This window comes from Flavobacterium sp. JLP, assembly GCF_015350755.1.
Classification (GTDB): domain Bacteria; phylum Bacteroidota; class Bacteroidia; order Flavobacteriales; family Flavobacteriaceae; genus Flavobacterium.
The window spans coordinates 506,129-523,158 of record NZ_JADKPS010000002.1; the positions used below are offsets into that span (position 1 = coordinate 506,129).

The following is a 17,030-nucleotide window of genomic DNA, read 5'->3' on the forward strand; positions in this document are numbered from 1 at the left end:
TATTCATGTATTAAGTTATTGATTTACCAAAACTAGACAAAAAGGAAAACCCTTAATCGAGAATACGGTTTTGGCACTTTTTCAATTTTTTTAAGGCGTCTAATTTACTAAAAATCAATCAATTAACTGCTTTATTATGATTGATATAATTTATAAATTGTATGTAGTATAATTGATAAAATGTGTGCTTTTAAGATTATTTTCTGAATAAAAACAACAATATTTGCATTGTAATTATGATTTAAACGATCCTAAACGATGTTAAAACTTGTCCAAAAATTTCTACAAATAAATAGATACTCAGATATAAAAAATGAGTTTAAGGACTTGTTTCTTTCTCATCCAAACTATCCAAGCTTATTTGCGATAACGGATTCGTTAGATTTATTATCAATTGAAAATGCGGCCATAAGAGTTCCGAAAGAACAAATAGTAGATTTACCAGCTAATTTTTTAGCTTATTTTAAGGATGAACTTATATTGGTAGAAAGGGCAAAAAATTATGTTCGTATTAATACAATAAAAAAAGGAAGTCATAAAATAGCGTATGAAAAATTTCTTTTAGACTGGAATGGAGTAATTGTCGCTATTGAACCAAATAATGTTATAGCAAGAGAAAATCTAAAAGTAGAATACAGCTGGTTAAAATATAGTTTGCCGCTTTTCCTCGTAATTGGATTGTCTTTTTTTTATAATGCATATGATTTGTTTAGTCTTGTTTTCTTGACAACATCATTATTAGGATTTATTGTAAGTGTTTTTATTGTACAAGAAAAATTAGGTTTTAAAAACAGCATAATTTCAAAATTCTGCAATTTGAGTTCAAACTCATCTTGTAATTCGGTTATCAATGCTAATGAAGGAAGAGAAAACAATTTGTTTAATTTTTCAGATTTACCCCTGATTTTTTTCGGTTCTAGCTTAATTGCTGTTTTAATACAGCCTTTAAACTCGGCAATATTTATAGGATTTTTAAGTTTATTGGCTATACCTATTATAGTATCCTCAATTTGGATTCAAAAATTTGAGATTCAAAAGTGGTGCGTAATGTGTTTGGTAGTTTCATTTTTGATTTTTACACAAAGTGTTATTTGGTTTGCGTCAGACCTTTTTACATTGAGTTTTAGCTTTGAGAGTGTTTTTCCATTTGTATTTTCATTGGTTCTTCTGATTCCAATATGGCTAGTGGTAAAACCAATGATCAAAAACGTTCTTAACAGTGAAAACTCACTTAAAGAATTGAAAAAATTTAAAAGAAACTATTCATTGTTGAACTTTCTAGCTAAAAAAGTTCCTCATCCACAAGGATTGGAAGATTTGAGAGGTTTGAATTTTGGAAGCAGAAATGCAGCAGTAAAGTTATCTGTAATTATTAGTCCGAGTTGCGAACATTGTCATAAAACATTTCAAGAAGCTTTTGATTTGGTTTTGAGATTTCCTGACAAGATATATTTAAACGTGCTGTTCAATATTAATCCTGAAAACACAGACAATCCGTATAAAATAGTTGTCGAGAGACTTCTAACAATAAACAGATCAACGCCAGGAAAAACAGTTGAAGCCATTTCAGATTGGCATATCAAAAAAATGAATCTTAAAAAATGGCTTAAAAAATGGCATCTAGAACCTGTCAGTATGATGATAAGCCAGGAGATAAATAAACAATATGAATGGTGTTCTAAAAATAATTTTAATTATACACCGGTTAAAATAGTAAATGAAAAATTGTTTCCGAATGAATACGAACTAAGCGAACTAAAATATTTCTTAAATGATTTTGTTGAAGAAATTGAAGTTTTCGAAAAAATAGCCTAGTGCTAAAGCAGTAAAAAAGGCAGTATCAGATGTCTTAAAAGATTGAAACCCCCAAACGCTAAATCTACAGTTATGTTAAAAAACATTTTAAACTTAGAAGGTTCGCAAGAAATAACAGCAAGCGAACAAAAAACAATAGTAGGAAGTTATGTTAAAGAAACGACATCAAGATGCGATGCGTGGAATTATGTGTCAATAATATCATATGAAGACTGTTCAGATTATTTTCCGTTAGAAATTAATTTTTCCAGTCTAATTAAGTAAGAATAAAAGTTTTGTAAGGATCAGAGCTGTGCACCAAGTTTAAAAGATTAATAAATAATTCAAAATAGTTATGTTAAAGAAAATTTTAAATCTGGAGCACGCCCAGCAAATTAGCAAAACGGAGCAAAAAACGATAAAAGGAGGTATTCCTGAATGTTGGATTTATGCAATTGAAGCAGGGTGCGTTTTAATACCAGCAGGAGGAATTTGTCCTTTGGATACGCTTCCAGGTATTTGTGATACAAGTCGCCTTTGCTGTTAAAAAAAAATATTATACGATATAAAAATAAAGCCTTATCAGAAATTTAGTCATGTTTTTTTTTGAATTTGTAGGCGCTCGATCGTGGAACATTGAGCAAATATCCCAACATTGATGATTGGTGTCGGGATTCTCAGGAAATTGGCCACTGCGTTAATTTTATTTGGTTAGAGTTAACCAGTGGCAGGTCCTAGAGAAATATGTTGTTAAACATAATGTTAATAATATATTCAAAAGAGAGGAAATTAGTTTCCTCTCTTTTTTTGTTATAAAAATTCTTGTTCTTGCAGTTTTGGTTTAAAATGTTAAATTGTGTTTTTTGTATGTAAAGTAGTAAAATATTTTATAATTTAACACGATAATACACTTTTATTTACGGAAAGACGTAAAAAATTAGTGAAATTGTTGTTTTTTTCTCAAAACTAATTACTGCAACGATGGTAAAATTGGTGTCAAAACTGCTGGAAATAAATAATTACAATCAAATTAAAAACGAATTTGAAGAATTGTTTCTCTCACATCCTAATTATCCTAGCTTATTTGCTATAACCGATTCGTTAGACTTATTGTCTGTAGAAAATATTGCAGTAAATGTTCCTAAAGATCAATTGCTTGATTTGCCAGAATCTTTTTTGGCTTTTTTTAAAAATAACCTTGTTCTGGTTAATAAAACCATCAAAGCCATAAAAATTACCAACCAGAACGATAATGCTCAAAATATTTCATATGATGCTTTCGCTTCAGACTGGAATGGAATAATTGTCGCAATAGAACCTAATGAAAATAGTGTAAAAGAGATAAAGTATAATTTGAAAGAATTAAAATACGGACTTCCTTTATTGGTTCTAGCTTTACTCTCTGTTTTTTCTAATCGTTATAATTTTTTTGATTTTGTTTTTCTTGGAACTTCAATAACCGGATTAATAATCAGTGTTTTTGTAATTCAGGAGAAATTTGGAATAAAAAATGAAATAGCTTCAAAGTTTTGTAATATAGGCGCAAGCACTTCCTGCGATTCAGTCATTAAATCAGAAAAAAACAAATTTCTAAAATGGGGTAATTTTTATCAATGGCCTATAATTTTTTTTAGCACAAGTGTGGCTTCTTTATTGCTTCAACCTTCAAACTCGAGTGCTTTTATTGGTTTTCTTAGTTTAATTTCATTCCCTGTTTTGTTTTATTCTATTTGGATGCAAAAGTTTCAAATAAAAAAATGGTGCGTTTTGTGTCTGGCAATTTCTTTTCTGTTATTTACTCAAGGATTGACTTGGGTCTTTTTAAGTAGCTTTACTTTAAATTTTACGTCTTCGACTTTTTTAATGTTTTTCGCTTTATTAGCGTCAATGTATTTTATTTGGAGATTGATAAAACCAATTATTCATAATACAATTAATGCTCAGGCGGAATTGAAACAAATGATAAAGTTTAAAAGAAATTATTCTCTTTTGAGCTTTCTGTCAAAAGAAATTCCTTCGCCAGAAGGTTTTGAAGATCTAAAACGCTTAGATTTTGGAAATAAAGAATCATCCTTGCACCTTTCTATAATCATTAGTCCAAGTTGCGGACATTGCCATAAAGTATTTAAAGATTCATTTGATTTAGTTTCGAAATTCCCCGATAGAGTTTTTCTCCGAGTTTTATTTAATATCAATCCTGAAAACAACAATAATCCATATAAAGTAATTGCCGATATATTAATGGCACTAAACAAAACGGAACCACTTAAAGTTGAAGAAGCAATTTCAGATTGGCATATTAAAAAATTAGATTTAAAGCAATGGACAGAAAAATGGAATATTATTCCTCTAATGCCATCAATCAGCCAAAATCTCCAAGAACAGTATGATTGGTGCTTAAAAAATGAATTTAATTACACTCCAATTAAAATTATAAATGGCAAACAATTCCCAAATGGTTATGAATTAAGTGATTTAAAATATTTTCTGAATGATTTTGAAGAGGAAAATAAATTTTTAGAAGCAATACACCACAATTAAAAATATTCTTGCAAGAGTAGACAGAAGCTTCAACTGTCTTTAAATGATTTGAAGTATTAACAAATCAAAAAAACCCGAATTATGCTAAAAAAAATTTTAAAATTAAAAGGAACTGAAGAATTAAGCAGAAAACAGCAACAAACTATAAAAGGGGGAATTGCTTGTTCAGCAACTGTGCCATGTAAAGCCGGATTTCATTGTGTGATTTTAGATGGAGACGAAGGATATTGTAAAGTTAATTAATCTGATGAATTAATCGGATCAATTAAAATCTCAAGTAGGCATGATCTGTGAAATGAAGCAAATCTGCTAGTTAAAATAGTATAAATAACAAACAAGAAACAAATCATGAAAAATTTAAAAAATTTAAAAGGAGTTAAGGTATTAACTAAAAAACAACAAAAAGCAATCAGCGGAGGCTGGGTTCCAGGACCTGGAGAATCTTGTCCAAACGGTTTTTGTCAGTTTGTAGAAAACGGACCATGCAGAAGAGAGTCTGATCTTTGTATCTAATATAGCTGCATTGTTCTATGTTAATATCGACTCGGCACTTTGCTTGGTCAGTTATTGAATTTAAAAAAAATTGTTGCAAACAGAGAGGAAATTGTTTTCTCTCTGTTTTTTTTGAGAAATATTAAGATAATTTGCATTAATATTGTTAGAAAATTAACCAAATAAGTAGTTGAAAAAATTCACAAATTACAAACAGGCTGATAATAAAGATTGCGGACCGACATGTTTGAAAATAATAGCAAAACATTACGGCAAGACAATTAACATTCAGGAGCTTAGAGATTTTAGCGAGACAACTCGCGAGGGAAGTAATTTGCTTTTTTTAAGTGAAGCTGCTGAGAAAATTGGTTTTAGGACTTTGGGAGTAAAATTAAGTCTTGAATCATTAGAAGAAGCGCCTCTGCCTTGTATTTTACACTGGAATAAAGACCATTATGTAGTTCTTTATAAAGTAAAAAAAGAAACGTATTACATTTCAGATCCTGCTTTTGGTCTGCTTGAATATAATAAACAAGAATTTCTTAAATTTTGGATTGGCAATAATGCTGATGATGCTACTCAGGAAGGAATTGCATTGTTGATGGAGCCAACTCCAAAATTCTTTCAGTCAGAATTTGATAAAGAAGACAAAGGACTGGGTTTTGGCATGCTGGCGCAATACGTGCTGCGTTATAAATCTTTTTTGGTACAATTGAGCATTGGTCTTCTGGCAAGCACTTTATTGCAGCTTATTTTTCCATTTCTGACACAGAGTATTGTCGATGTCGGAATTCAGAACCAGAATATTCATTTTATTTATCTGATTCTCTTTGCCCAATTGTTTCTTTTTGCAGGAAAAACAGGTTTAGAACTTATCAGAAGCTGGATATTGCTTCATCTTTCAACCAGAATCAATATTTCACTTATCTCTGACTTTTTTATCAAATTAATGAATCTGCCTATTTCGTTTTTTGATGTAAGGATGACCGGAGATATTATGCAGCGAATTAATGATCATCGAAGAATTGAAAGAATATTGACAACATCATCGCTGAATGTTCTTTTTTCTGTTATTAATATGTTTGTAATGGGAGGTGTCCTGGCTTATTTCAATCTTAAAATATTTTTAGTATTTTTTATTGGAAGCCTGCTTTATTTTGGATGGATAACATTATTCTTAAAAAGAAGAGAAGTTCTGGATTATAAGCGTTTTGCAGAGGTTTCAAGTGAGCAGAGCAAGGTTATGGAACTCATTAACGGCATGCAGGAAATAAAGCTTCATAATGCCGAAAAACAAAAACGCTGGGGCTGGGAATATGTGCAGGCAAGACTTTTTAGAGTTTCGATAAAAGGTTTGGTTTTAGAACAGACACAGACTATCGGTTCTTCGGTGATTAATGAACTCAAGAATATCTTTATCATATTTCTTTCAGCAAAACTGGTTATCGACGGATCAATTACGCTTGGAATGATGCTTGCAATAAGTTCGATTGTGGGTAGTTTGAACGGACCCATAACACAGCTTATTGAATTTGTGCGAGAATTACAGGATGCAAAAATATCACTGGCGAGATTATCTGAAATTCATGATAAAGAAGATGAAACAGATCAGGAAATTTATCAGACTAATGAGGTTCCTTTTGATTCCGATATAGAGGTAAAAAATCTTTCTTACCGATATTTAGGCTCTGATACACCAGTTTTAGAAGATTTGAATTTGACAATTCCGGCAAATAAAGTCACCGCTATAGTAGGTGTCAGCGGCAGCGGAAAAACAACTTTGATGAAACTGATGCTTAAGTTTTATGAGCCTGAAAAAGGCGAAATAAATATTGGAAATACCCAGCTGAAAAATATTTCGCAGAAAGCATGGCGTTCGAATATTGGAGCCGTAATGCAGGAAGGATTTATTTTTAGTGACACCATCGCTAATAATATTGCTATAGGCGTTGATAAAGTAGATAAGCAAAAATTGATTTACGCGGCAGATGTTGCCAATATAAAAGAGTACGTCAGCGAACTGCCTTTGGGCTATAATACAAAGATTGGTGCTGAAGGGTTAGGAATGAGTACAGGACAAAAACAGCGCCTATTGATTGCAAGGGCTGTTTACAAAGATCCAGAAATCTTATTTTTTGATGAAGCGACATCGGCTTTAGATGCCAATAATGAAAAAGAAATTATGGAGAAACTGGATGTCTTTTTTAAAAACAAAACTGTAATTGTTATTGCGCACCGCTTAAGTACGGTAATGAATGCGGATCAAATTGTGGTTTTGGATAAAGGCAAAATCATCGAGATTGGAAATCACAAAGAATTAGTAGCGAAAAAGGGAAATTATTTTGAGCTGGTTAGAAATCAGCTTCAATTAGGAAATTAAATTATGGACGAAGATAATAATGCATTCGAATTACGAAGTGAAGAAGTTCAGGACATTCTCACCAAAGTACCGCATTGGATGATTCGATGGGGAACTGTTTTGATTTTTGTAATCATTTTTATGCTGTTTTTTGTTTCTTGGTTTATCAAATATCCAGATGTTGTAAATACTGAAATTGTGATTACAACTAATATTCCGCCAGAGAAAATTGTATCAAAATCATCGGGCCGCATCGAAGCTATTTTGGTAAAAGACAAGAGCATTGTTTCTAAAAATACGCCGCTTGCTATTATAGAAAATACAGCCAATTATAAAGATGTTTTTTTATTGAAAAGTATTGTAGACGCCTACAACATCAATTCTAAAAAAGCATTTCCTTTTTCTGAATTGCGAAATTTACAGTTGGGAGAAATTGAAAGTGCTTTTGCAGTATTTCAGAAAGATTATGAAGCAGAACAGCTCAATGAAGATTTACATCCTTTTGAAGTCGAAAATCAAGCTCAGATTTCTGAAAAAGTGCAGATAAAGGAAAGATTGGAAATTCTGCAGCAGCAAAAAGTACTCAACGAAAGCGAACTCCAGCTTCAAAAAAATGAAATGGCACGTTTTGAAACTTTATTCAACAAAGGAATTATTTCGGCTCAGGAAATGGAAGCCAAAAAACTGGGGTATCTTCAGGCGCAGAAGAATTATAAAAGCCTCTTATCATCGATTTCTGAATTAAAGTCCTCTTTGATCGATAACACAAAATTAAGCCGTAATTCGCAGATAAGCGGTACTAAAGAGGAAGTAAACTTAGGAAGAAACATGGCACAGTCTTTTTATCAGCTAAAAAAAGTAATAAAGGACTGGGAATTAGCCTATACGCTAAAATCGTCCATTAGCGGTGTGGTAACTTTTCTGCAGGTCTGGAATGAAAATCAAACTATAAATGTGGGCGATAATGTATTTTCGATTATTCCAGATGCGAAAAACGGATTTATCGGCAAGGTAAAAGCTCCGGCACTGAATTCAGGTAAAATAAAAGTTGGACAACAGGTAAATATTCGTCTGGCAAATTTCCCGGACAGAGAATTTGGTGTTTTAAGAGGGAAAATCCAGAATATGTCTTTGGTTCCAGATAAGGATGGAAATTTATTGATCGATGTTGCGCTGCCAAACGGACTAGAAACTTCCTATAGCAAAAAGATTATTTTTCAGCAGGAAATGAAAGGAAGAGCCGAAATTGTGACCGAAGATTTACGACTCATCGAAAGAATCTTATATCAGTTTAAAAGCGTTTTTGAACAAGTTTGATAAAAAGATATTTTTACATTTTCAAATAAAAATCCTTCGTAAGCTCGATATATTCAGGTGTATAAACATGCCTGTCAATTTCAACAGTCAATTCATCAATTTCTATTTGAGGATTTTCATTTCGGCTAAAAGCCAATAAACTGCGTTTGATTTCAGATTTTGGAGTTCCTTTTACGCGTGTAATTTTTAATGGATATAATTCCGATTCTTTAGCTAAAGCAATGAATTTTTCTTCTTCTGTGAATGGAAGAATTACGGCGAATATTCCGTTTTCAGAAAGTAATAAATCGGCAGCTTCAACTAATTCTTCAAAAGGCATTGCATCTTGAAAACGGGCTAAATCACGCTGTTCATTTTCTGTTTTATAATCTTCGGCATAAAAAGGCGGATTCGAAACAATCAAATCATATTCGTCTTCCGGTTCTTCAATAAATTCGTCTAATCCGGCATGAAAACAAAATAAACGATCTCCCCAAGGAGAATTTTCGAAATTATCAACGGCTTGTTCGTAAGCGTCTTCATCAATTTCTAACGCATCAATTTGTTCAGCATGAGTTCTCTGCGCAAGCATCAAAGCAATAATTCCAGTTCCAGCGCCAATATCTAAAACACTAAAAGGGTGATGGTCTACAGGAGTCCAAGAACCTAGTAAAACGCCATCTGTACCAACTTTCATTGCACAACGATCTTGATTAACAGAGAATTGCTTAAACTGAAACATTTATTTGTGTTTGGAGATTATTAAGTGATTGCTAAACTAAAATCTAAAATTCTAAGAAGTCTAAAAGTCTAATTAAAGGTACATCTCAACAAGACCTTCAGGCAAGTTCATGATCACTTTTTTGTTTTCGCGGTCAATTTTAACCAAGAAATGATCGATCATAGGAATCAGCATTTCTACTTCGCCGTTTAAAACCTCAAAAAGAGGCTGTGCTGTAGTATCGTTTACGGCAGCAATTTTTCCAAATACGCCTAAACGCTGGTCTTCAATTTCAAAACCGATAACTTCGTGGAAATAAAATTTGTTGCCAGTAAGTTTTGGCAACATATTTAAAGGCAGATAAATGGCATTACCCATAATAGCATCTGCATCTTCTTCGGTATTCATATCTTCAAAACGAATTCTAAGAAAATCGTTTTTGTGCAATGAACTTTTTTCAATAAAAAAAGGAACCAAGTGTTTATTGCATTCAATAAACACTGATTCCAGATTTTCGTATAACTCAGGTTCGTCCGTGTCTAAATAGGCAAGAACTTCACCTTTGAAACTAAATTTTTTAGCGATTTTACCTAAATAAAAACATTCTTCTTTACGCATTCTCGCTAAGTAAAATTATGCTTCAGTTGTTTCGTTATTTTCTTCAGCAGCAGGAGCTTCTTCAGTTGTAGCTTCTGCTTCAACTTCAGCAACTTCTTCTTCTTCAACTGCAGGAGTTGCAGCAGCGATAGCATCAGCTTCAGCCTGAGCTGCAGCAGCTAAACGTTTAGCATTAACTTCTTGTTCTGCTTTAAAAGCTTTAGCTCTAGCATCAGCTTGCGCTTTTGTTAAACCGTCTTTTTTAGCATCAACTTTTCCAGCTTTAGCTTCTAACCATGCAGTTAATTTAGCATCAGCTTGTTCTTGAGTTAAAGCACCTTTACGAATACCTCCTTCAAGGTGGTGTTTCAATAAAGCACCTTTGTAAGAAAGAATTGCTCTAGCAGTATCAGTTGGTTGTGCACCATTGTGTAACCATTTAACTGCACTATCAAGGTTTAAGTCGATAGTTGCTGGGTTTGTGTTTGGATTGTAAGTACCGATTTTCTCTAAGTATTTACCATCTCTTTTTGAGCGTGCATCTGCAGCTACAACCCAGTAAAAAGGTTTTCCTTTTTTACCGTGTCTTTGTAATCTAATTTTTACTGACATAATCTTATGATTAAATTTTGAGGTACTCGACCTCTGTTAATTAAGGGCGCAAAGATATAATTTTTTTATGAATTATGCGTTCCAAATAATATTAAATCTATTTGAGGTGAATTTTCATCATTTTTTTATTGTTTTTAAGTCGAAATTTTAATTATTTATCTCAAATAAGGTACTTTTGCATCAAATTCATGCTATATGAAAAAATACTTTTATTTTTTATCACTGCTTTTTATCATTACATCTTGTACTGAAGATGTGAAATTTAATAATCCAGCCTTTCAAACTTTAAAAGATAATGTCTTTTGGAGAGCACAAACTTATAAGGCATATTTAACTACAAATGGCAATTTACTTATTGAAGGTTCTTTAGGATTTGAAAAGATAACCTTGCAAATGGTTTCTCCGGCACAACAGACTTACGTTCTTGGTGTTGATGATGTTACCAAGGGATCCTATTCTAACACGCTGCCTGGACAAACAGCTTCTTTTACTACAGGAACAAATAAAGGGAGTGGGCAGATTATAGTTACAGATTATAATATCGAAACCAATACTGTTTCAGGTACATTTAAATTTAATGCTGTCAATGAAGATGCGACAGATACTGAAAATCCAAAGATTACTTTTACAGAAGGTGTTTTTTATAAAGTTCCAGTAACGCCTACATTAGAATATTAATTCTTTTTATTGTTTATTATTGTCCGGTTTTAGCAGATTCATTTTTCTTAAATCAAAATAAAAACATAAATAAGCTAATATATAGTAGATTAGAGAAAAATAAGATTACATTTGCTACATTATTATAAATAAGTACATATGAACATTTTTGTTGGAAGCCTTCCATTCAGTATTGAGGAAGCAGATTTAAGAGAGTCTTTCGAGGCTTACGGAGCAGTAGATTCAGTTAAAATTATTACAGATAAATTTACTGGAAGAAGCAAAGGTTTTGGTTTTGTTGAGATGCCAAACGATGCTGAAGCTCAAAAAGCAATTGATGAATTGAACGGAGCTACTGTTCAAGGTCGTGCAATTGTAGTTAATAAATCTGAACCGAAACCTGAAGGTGAAAGAAGAAGCTTTAACAATAACAGCCGTGGTGGAGATTCACGCGGAGGTTATGGTGGAGGAAACAGCCGTGGTGGAAATGACCGTGGTGGTAACAGAGGAGGATATTAATATTTTTTTCTAAATATATAAAAGGGATCAACGAAAGTTGATCCCTTTTTTTTTTGTTTCAAGTTTCAGGTTTATTTTGTTTCAAGTTTCAAGTTGGAAAACCTGAAACCTGAAACTTGAAACAAAAATAACTATAAGTTAGCAACAAGCCAGTCTCCAACTTCGCTGGTTTTGTATGCTTTAGATCCTTTTGGAGCTAAATCTTCAGTGACAATTCCTTGTTCTAATGATTGGTTTACAACTGCTCTAATCGCTTCAGCTTCGTCTTTTAATCCAAAAGCATCTTCGAACATCATAGCTGCTGATAAAATAGTCGCTAACGGATTAGCGATATTTAATCCAGTTGCCTGAGGATAAGATCCGTGGATTGGTTCGTATAAAGAAGTATGTTCTCCAACAGAAGCAGACGGCATTAATCCCATAGAACCTGAAATTACAGAAGCTTCGTCAGTTAAAATATCTCCGAATAAATTCTCTGTAATCAAAACGTCGTAAGAGTTTGGCCATTGAACCAGGCGCATTGCAACAGCATCTACAAATTCGTAAGAAACAGTAACTTCAGGATAATCTTTTTCCATTGCCTGAACTGTTTCTCTCCATAAACGTGAAGTTTCTAGAACATTTGCTTTATCAACACAGCAAAGTTTTTTGCTTCTTGTCATGGCTAATTCGAAACCTTTTTTAGCCAAACGCTGCACTTCGGCTCTTGTGTAAACACAATTATCAAAAGCAGTTTCTCCGCCGTCTCTTCTTCCTTTTTCTCCAAAGTAAATTCCGCCGGTTAATTCTCTTAAGAAAACCAAATCAGTTCCTTCAATTCTTTCTCTTTTTAAAGGAGAGTTATCGATTAAAGAAGGGAAAGTAAAAGTTGGACGAACATTCGCGAAAAGTCCTAATTTTTTACGCATCAATAATAAACCTTGCTCAGGACGAACTGGCGCGCTCGGATCGTTATCGTATTTTGGATGGCCAATTGCTCCAAATAAAACAGCATCTGCTTTCATGCAAATTTCGTGTGTTTCATCTGGATAAGGAACTCCAACAGCATCAATTGCGCAAGCACCTGTAAGTGCTGGTGTCCAAGTTATTTCGTGATTGAATTTTTTTGCAATAGCATCAGATACTTTTACAGCTTCATTTATTACTTCTGGTCCGATTCCGTCTCCGGCTAAAAGGGCTATGTTTAATTTCATTTTTTTAAGGTTCTAAGATTCTGAGTTACTAAGGTTCTAAGTTTTTCTTAGTAGTCGTAATTCTAATTTATAATTTTTTTTAAGGTTCTAAGGTTCTGAGTTGCTAAGGCTTTAAGTTTTTTTCTTAGTAGGCTTAGTAACTGGATGTTTTTTTAAGCTTCTGAGCCGTTAAGATCCTGAGTTCAAAGAAAAAATCTTAGAACCTTAGGATCTTAGCAACTTAGCATCTTAGGCAATCACGTTAAGCATTTTTTGCGTTGCGATAATCGCAGCAACGGTTTGATCTGAATCTAATCCGCGGGTTTTAAATTCTTTTCCGTTGTTTACCCAGGTTATGATTGTTTCGCACAAAGCGTCAGAACTGCTTCCTGGCGGAATACGAACGGCATAATCAATCAATTTTGGAAGGGTTAACTTTTTGCTTTTATAAATTTTTGATAAGGCATTCATAAAAGCATCAAACTGACCATCTCCTTGCGCATGTTCTTCTATAATTTCTCCATCAAGATTTAAACTTAATGTTGTTGATGGGCGCGTTCCTTTGGAATGAATTAAGATATAAGACTTGATTGTGATTTTATCTTGATAGGTATGACTGTCCAAAACATCTGAAATGATGTACGGAAGATCTTCTTTAGTAACTGTTTCTTTTTTATCGCCTAATTCGATTATTCTTTGGGTAACCAATTTCAAATCTTCGGGGTTTAATTTCAAACCTAATTCCTGAAGATTTTTTTCGATATTGGCTTTTCCTGACGTTTTTCCTAAAGCGTATTTTCTTTTTCTTCCAAAACGCTCCGGGAGCAAATCATTAAAATATAAATTGTTTTTGTTGTCGCCATCGGCATGAATTCCGGCAGTTTGCGTAAAAACATTATCGCCCACAATGGGTTTGTTGGCTGGAATTCTATAACCGGTAAAAGTTTCAACAAGTTTGCTTACAGTATATAATGAAGTTTCTTTGATGTTGATGCTAACTTCTGGCAAATAATCGTTTATTACCGCAACTGTACTTTCGAGCGGCGCATTTCCGGCGCGTTCTCCCATTCCGTTTACGGTTACGTGAAGTCCGTTTATGCCAGCTTTTACGGCTTCCATGACGTTGGCAACACTTAAATCGTAGTCGTTATGAGCGTGAAAATCAAAATGAATCTCAGGATATTTTGTTCTGATTTTAGAAATAAATTCAAAAGCTTGAGACGGAATTAAAACACCTAAAGTATCAGGAAGTAAAATTCTTTTAACAGGCTGTGTTGCTAAAAAGTCTAGAAATTGAAAAACATAATCTTGTGAATTTCGCATTCCGTTGCTCCAATCTTCTAAATAAACATTGGTTTCAATATTATTTTCTTTCGCTAAGGCGATAATCTCAGCGATTTCAGAAAAGTGTTGTTCCGGAGTTTTTTTTAATTGATGCGTTAAGTGATTCATTGAACCTTTGGTCAATAAATTCTGCACTTTAGCACCGGCTTTTTTCATCCATTCAATGGAAACTCCTCCATCTACAAACGAAAGAACTTCAATTCTGTTTATGTATCCTCGTTCTTCGGCCCATGAAGTAATGCCTTTAACGGCTTGAAATTCGCCTTCGCTCACGCGTGCCGAAGCAATTTCGATTCTATCAATATTTAATTCTTCCAACAACAATTGTGCAATGGTTAGTTTTTCTGCAGCAGAAAAAGATACTCCCGAGGTTTGTTCACCATCACGAAGCGTCGTATCCATTATTTCAATTTTTCTTTTTTCCATATTGATATTCTAATTTCCTTTTGGAAGTAAATTTTAGTTGTGTTGCTTGCTTAACTTATAAAGACCCGACAGGTTTCAAAAACCTGTCGGGTCTCAAAGGACTGAACCTGATTTTTTAGTACGGAAGTTTATCGGCGAAAGCCACAATATCTTCTTTAATATTTTGTAGATAATCAATGTCGTCAAAACCATTGATCATGTTGTTCTTTTTGTAGCCATTAATCGCAAACGATTCTTGCTGGCCAGTTGCCAATAAAGTAATGGTTTGGTTTGGCAGGTTGATTTCTAATTGCGTATTAGGATCAGCTTCGATTGCTTTAAAAATAGTATCAGCAAATTCTGGGCTTACCTGAACTGGCAAGACACCAATATTTAAACAATTTCCTTTAAAGATGTCTGCAAAGAAACTTGAAACTACAGCTCTAAAACCGTAATCATAAACTGCCCATGCAGCGTGTTCTCTTGAAGATCCAGATCCGAAGTTTTTTCCTCCAACCAAAATTTTTCCGCTGTAAGTTGAATCGTTTAAAACGAAATCTGCTTTTGGAGTATCATCTCCATTATATCTCCAGTCTCTAAAAAGGTTGTCTCCAAAACCTTCACGTTTTGTAGCTTTCAGGAAACGAGCCGGAATAATTTGATCTGTATCTACGTTCTCAATTGGCAGTGGCACTGCACTGCTGGTAAGTATATTAAATTTATCGTATGCCATTTGATTTTTGATTTTAGATTAACGATTTCTGATTTTAGATTTATTACTAGAACGTAAAATTGTAATCGTTAAATTTTTTTGTAAAATGTAAATTGAAATTTTAGAAGATTTTTTAATGAAGTGTGCCGAAATCTTAAATTAGAAATCGTTAATCTTCATTCTAAATCTTTAAAAAAGCTCTCTTGGATCTGTTAGTTTTCCTGTAACAGCAGCAGCGGCAGCCATAATTGGACTTGCAAGAAGCGTTCTTGATCCAGGACCTTGACGGCCTTCGAAGTTTCTGTTTGAAGTACTTACAGCATACTTTCCAGCAGGAACTTTGTCATCGTTCATTGCTAGACATGCTGAACAGCCCGGCTGACGTAATACAAAACCAGCTTCTGTCAAAATATCTAAAATACCTTCTTCTTTAATTTGAGCTTCAACAACGTGAGAACCCGGAACTAACCAAGCGGTAACATTATCTGCTTTTTTTCTTCCTTTTACAATTTCGGCGAAAGCTCTAAAATCTTCAATACGTCCGTTTGTACAGCTTCCTAAGAAAACATAATCAATTGGTTTTCCAATCATCACATCGTCTTCGTGAAAGCCCATATAAGCTAAAGATTTTTTATAGGTTTCCTCACCGCCTTCAACCTGGTTGGCATTCGGAATATGTTTTGAGATACCAATTCCCATTCCTGGGTTTGTACCATAAGTAATCATTGGTTCGATATCTGAGGCTTTGATGTTTAATTCAGCATCAAACACAGCATCAGCATCCGTTTTAAGAGTTTTCCAGTATTCAACAGCTTTTGTCCAAGCTTCACCTTTTGGAGCGTATAATCTTCCTTCAAGGAAATCGAAAGTAGTTTGGTCAGGAGCAATCATTCCTCCACGAGCACCCATTTCGATACTTAGGTTACAAACTGTCATACGGCCTTCCATAGTCATGTTTTCAAAGACATCACCAGCATATTCAACAAAATAACCTGTTCCTCCAGAAGTAGTTAATTGAGCAATAATATAAAGAGCAACGTCTTTCGGACCAACACCTTTGCTTAACTGACCGTTTACGTTAATACGCATTTTCTTTGGTTTAGGCTGCATAATACATTGAGTAGAAAGTACCATTTCAACCTCAGAAGTTCCGATACCAAAAGCAATGGCTCCAAAAGCGCCGTGAGTAGATGTATGCGAATCACCGCAAACAATAGTAGCACCTGGCAAAGTAATTCCGTTTTCAGGGCCCACTACGTGTACAATTCCATTTTTAATGTGACCTAATCCCCAGTGCGAAATTCCGTATTCGTTTGCATTGTCTTCAAGTGCTTGAAGCTGATTTGCTGATAAAGGATCCTGAACTGGTAAATGTTGGTTTATGGTTGGTGTATTGTGATCTGCAGTTGCAAAAGTACGCTCTGGGTATAAAACCTTTACGTTTCTGGCTTTTAATCCTAAAAAAGCAACAGGACTTGTAACTTCGTGAATGAAATGGCGGTCAATAAAAAACACATCTGGTCCATCTTCAATTTTACGCACTACATGTGAATCCCATACTTTGTCAAATAATGTCTTACTCATTTTTATTTTTTTTAATTGTAATTTCTATAATCACAGCATTTTCCTGTTCATTATAATAGCAAAACAAAAGTAAAAAAAGATACAAGGGCGTCAATTTCAATATTTCATTATATACGATACCCAAAACAGAATACAAATTGAGATTAGCATTTATACTTTCAGTTTCGGTCGAAAAATGAATAGAAAATTGATTTTGTTTTTGTTTTTCCACTTAAACTTTTATTA

Annotated in this window: 16 protein-coding genes; 9 read left to right on the forward strand and 7 right to left on the reverse strand. The window is 33.7% G+C overall.

The genetic code is table 11. The features are described from left to right. The first annotated feature begins 258 nt into the window (after window positions 1-258). From IRZ83_RS07595 to IRZ83_RS07625, 7 genes are all read left to right on the forward strand, one after another. Window positions 259-1,815 carry a vitamin K epoxide reductase family protein gene (locus tag IRZ83_RS07595; protein WP_194567893.1) on the forward strand — a complete coding sequence of 519 codons (1,557 nt, stop codon included), beginning with the start codon at window positions 259-261 and terminating at the stop codon, window positions 1,813-1,815. 42 nt (window positions 1,816-1,857) lie between these two features. After that, the gene (locus IRZ83_RS07600) at window positions 1,858-2,079 is read left to right on the forward strand and encodes a hypothetical protein (protein ID WP_194567895.1); all 222 of its coding nucleotides are present in this window, start codon (window positions 1,858-1,860) and stop codon (window positions 2,077-2,079) included. A 696-nt stretch (window positions 2,080-2,775) separates the two neighbouring features. Beyond that, the gene (locus IRZ83_RS07605; protein WP_194567897.1) at window positions 2,776-4,335 is read left to right on the forward strand and encodes a vitamin K epoxide reductase family protein; all 1,560 of its coding nucleotides are present in this window, start codon (window positions 2,776-2,778) and stop codon (window positions 4,333-4,335) included. Between the two features lie 81 nt (window positions 4,336-4,416). Beyond that, window positions 4,417-4,578 carry a hypothetical protein gene (locus tag IRZ83_RS07610; protein ID WP_157495022.1) on the forward strand — a complete coding sequence of 54 codons (162 nt, stop codon included), beginning with the start codon at window positions 4,417-4,419 and terminating at the stop codon, window positions 4,576-4,578. A gap of 105 nt (window positions 4,579-4,683) precedes the next feature. Next, window positions 4,684-4,848 carry a hypothetical protein gene (locus tag IRZ83_RS07615; protein ID WP_157495024.1) on the forward strand — a complete coding sequence of 55 codons (165 nt, stop codon included), beginning with the start codon at window positions 4,684-4,686 and terminating at the stop codon, window positions 4,846-4,848. Window positions 4,849-5,017: 169 nt separating this feature from the next. Next, entirely contained in the window at window positions 5,018-7,207 is a 2,190-nt protein-coding gene (locus tag IRZ83_RS07620) for a peptidase domain-containing ABC transporter (protein WP_194567899.1), read from the forward strand. Between the two features lie 3 nt (window positions 7,208-7,210). Further along, on the forward strand, window positions 7,211-8,503 hold the full coding sequence (locus tag IRZ83_RS07625) for an HlyD family secretion protein (protein ID WP_029271619.1): 1,293 nt from the start codon (window positions 7,211-7,213) through the stop codon (window positions 8,501-8,503). 13 nt (window positions 8,504-8,516) lie between these two features. Here IRZ83_RS07625 and IRZ83_RS07630 read toward each other — a convergent pair whose 3' ends face one another. The 3 genes from IRZ83_RS07630 to IRZ83_RS07640 form a co-directional block, all read right to left on the reverse strand. After that, on the reverse strand, window positions 8,517-9,224 hold the full coding sequence (locus IRZ83_RS07630) for a tRNA1(Val) (adenine(37)-N6)-methyltransferase (protein ID WP_029271620.1): 708 nt from the start codon (window positions 9,222-9,224) through the stop codon (window positions 8,517-8,519). A gap of 72 nt (window positions 9,225-9,296) precedes the next feature. After that, entirely contained in the window at window positions 9,297-9,821 is a 525-nt protein-coding gene (gene rimM, locus IRZ83_RS07635) for a ribosome maturation factor RimM (RefSeq protein ID WP_029271621.1), read from the reverse strand. A 15-nt stretch (window positions 9,822-9,836) separates the two neighbouring features. After that, window positions 9,837-10,412 carry a 30S ribosomal protein S16 gene (locus IRZ83_RS07640; RefSeq protein WP_029271622.1) on the reverse strand — a complete coding sequence of 192 codons (576 nt, stop codon included), beginning with the start codon at window positions 10,410-10,412 and terminating at the stop codon, window positions 9,837-9,839. 195 nt (window positions 10,413-10,607) lie between these two features. Between IRZ83_RS07640 and IRZ83_RS07645 the strand changes: the two genes are divergently transcribed. Next, window positions 10,608-11,090, forward strand: coding sequence for a DUF6252 family protein (locus IRZ83_RS07645; RefSeq protein ID WP_029271623.1), 483 nt, complete (start codon window positions 10,608-10,610; stop codon window positions 11,088-11,090). 138 nt (window positions 11,091-11,228) lie between these two features. Continuing rightward, window positions 11,229-11,588, forward strand: a complete 360-nt coding sequence (locus tag IRZ83_RS07650) for an RNA recognition motif domain-containing protein (protein ID WP_026982652.1) — start codon at window positions 11,229-11,231, stop codon at window positions 11,586-11,588. A gap of 131 nt (window positions 11,589-11,719) precedes the next feature. Here the strand turns inward: IRZ83_RS07650 and leuB are convergent, their stop codons facing one another. From leuB to leuC, 4 genes are all read right to left on the reverse strand, one after another. Further along, the gene (gene leuB / locus IRZ83_RS07655; protein WP_029271624.1) at window positions 11,720-12,781 is read right to left on the reverse strand and encodes a 3-isopropylmalate dehydrogenase; all 1,062 of its coding nucleotides are present in this window, start codon (window positions 12,779-12,781) and stop codon (window positions 11,720-11,722) included. A 228-nt stretch (window positions 12,782-13,009) separates the two neighbouring features. After that, the gene (locus tag IRZ83_RS07660) at window positions 13,010-14,530 is read right to left on the reverse strand and encodes an alpha-isopropylmalate synthase regulatory domain-containing protein (protein ID WP_194567901.1); all 1,521 of its coding nucleotides are present in this window, start codon (window positions 14,528-14,530) and stop codon (window positions 13,010-13,012) included. A 115-nt stretch (window positions 14,531-14,645) separates the two neighbouring features. Beyond that, window positions 14,646-15,242 carry a 3-isopropylmalate dehydratase small subunit gene (leuD, locus tag IRZ83_RS07665; RefSeq protein WP_029271626.1) on the reverse strand — a complete coding sequence of 199 codons (597 nt, stop codon included), beginning with the start codon at window positions 15,240-15,242 and terminating at the stop codon, window positions 14,646-14,648. Between the two features lie 168 nt (window positions 15,243-15,410). Continuing rightward, window positions 15,411-16,805 carry a 3-isopropylmalate dehydratase large subunit gene (gene leuC, locus IRZ83_RS07670; RefSeq protein ID WP_029271627.1) on the reverse strand — a complete coding sequence of 465 codons (1,395 nt, stop codon included), beginning with the start codon at window positions 16,803-16,805 and terminating at the stop codon, window positions 15,411-15,413. Window positions 16,806-17,030: the final 225 nt, after the last annotated feature.

Excerpts from the sequence above, each read along its gene's own strand:
- IRZ83_RS07595 (WP_194567893.1), top strand. The coding sequence starts at position 259 with ATGTTAAAACTTGTCCAAAAATTTCTACAAATAAATAGATACTCAGAT.
- IRZ83_RS07605 (WP_194567897.1), top strand. The coding sequence starts at position 2,776 with ATGGTAAAATTGGTGTCAAAACTGCTGGAAATAAATAATTACAATCAA.
- IRZ83_RS07610 (WP_157495022.1), top strand. The coding sequence starts at position 4,417 with ATGCTAAAAAAAATTTTAAAATTAAAAGGAACTGAAGAATTAAGCAGA.
- IRZ83_RS07615 (WP_157495024.1), top strand. The coding sequence starts at position 4,684 with ATGAAAAATTTAAAAAATTTAAAAGGAGTTAAGGTATTAACTAAAAAA.
- IRZ83_RS07625 (WP_029271619.1), top strand. The coding sequence starts at position 7,211 with ATGGACGAAGATAATAATGCATTCGAATTACGAAGTGAAGAAGTTCAG.
- IRZ83_RS07630 (WP_029271620.1), bottom strand. The coding sequence starts at position 9,224 with ATGTTTCAGTTTAAGCAATTCTCTGTTAATCAAGATCGTTGTGCAATG.
- rimM (WP_029271621.1), bottom strand. The coding sequence starts at position 9,821 with ATGCGTAAAGAAGAATGTTTTTATTTAGGTAAAATCGCTAAAAAATTT.
- IRZ83_RS07640 (WP_029271622.1), bottom strand. The coding sequence starts at position 10,412 with ATGTCAGTAAAAATTAGATTACAAAGACACGGTAAAAAAGGAAAACCT.
- IRZ83_RS07645 (WP_029271623.1), top strand. The coding sequence starts at position 10,608 with ATGAAAAAATACTTTTATTTTTTATCACTGCTTTTTATCATTACATCT.
- IRZ83_RS07650 (WP_026982652.1), top strand. The coding sequence starts at position 11,229 with ATGAACATTTTTGTTGGAAGCCTTCCATTCAGTATTGAGGAAGCAGAT.
- leuB (WP_029271624.1), bottom strand. The coding sequence starts at position 12,781 with ATGAAATTAAACATAGCCCTTTTAGCCGGAGACGGAATCGGACCAGAA.
- IRZ83_RS07660 (WP_194567901.1), bottom strand. The coding sequence starts at position 14,530 with ATGGAAAAAAGAAAAATTGAAATAATGGATACGACGCTTCGTGATGGT.
- leuD (WP_029271626.1), bottom strand. The coding sequence starts at position 15,242 with ATGGCATACGATAAATTTAATATACTTACCAGCAGTGCAGTGCCACTG.
- leuC (WP_029271627.1), bottom strand. The coding sequence starts at position 16,805 with ATGAGTAAGACATTATTTGACAAAGTATGGGATTCACATGTAGTGCGT.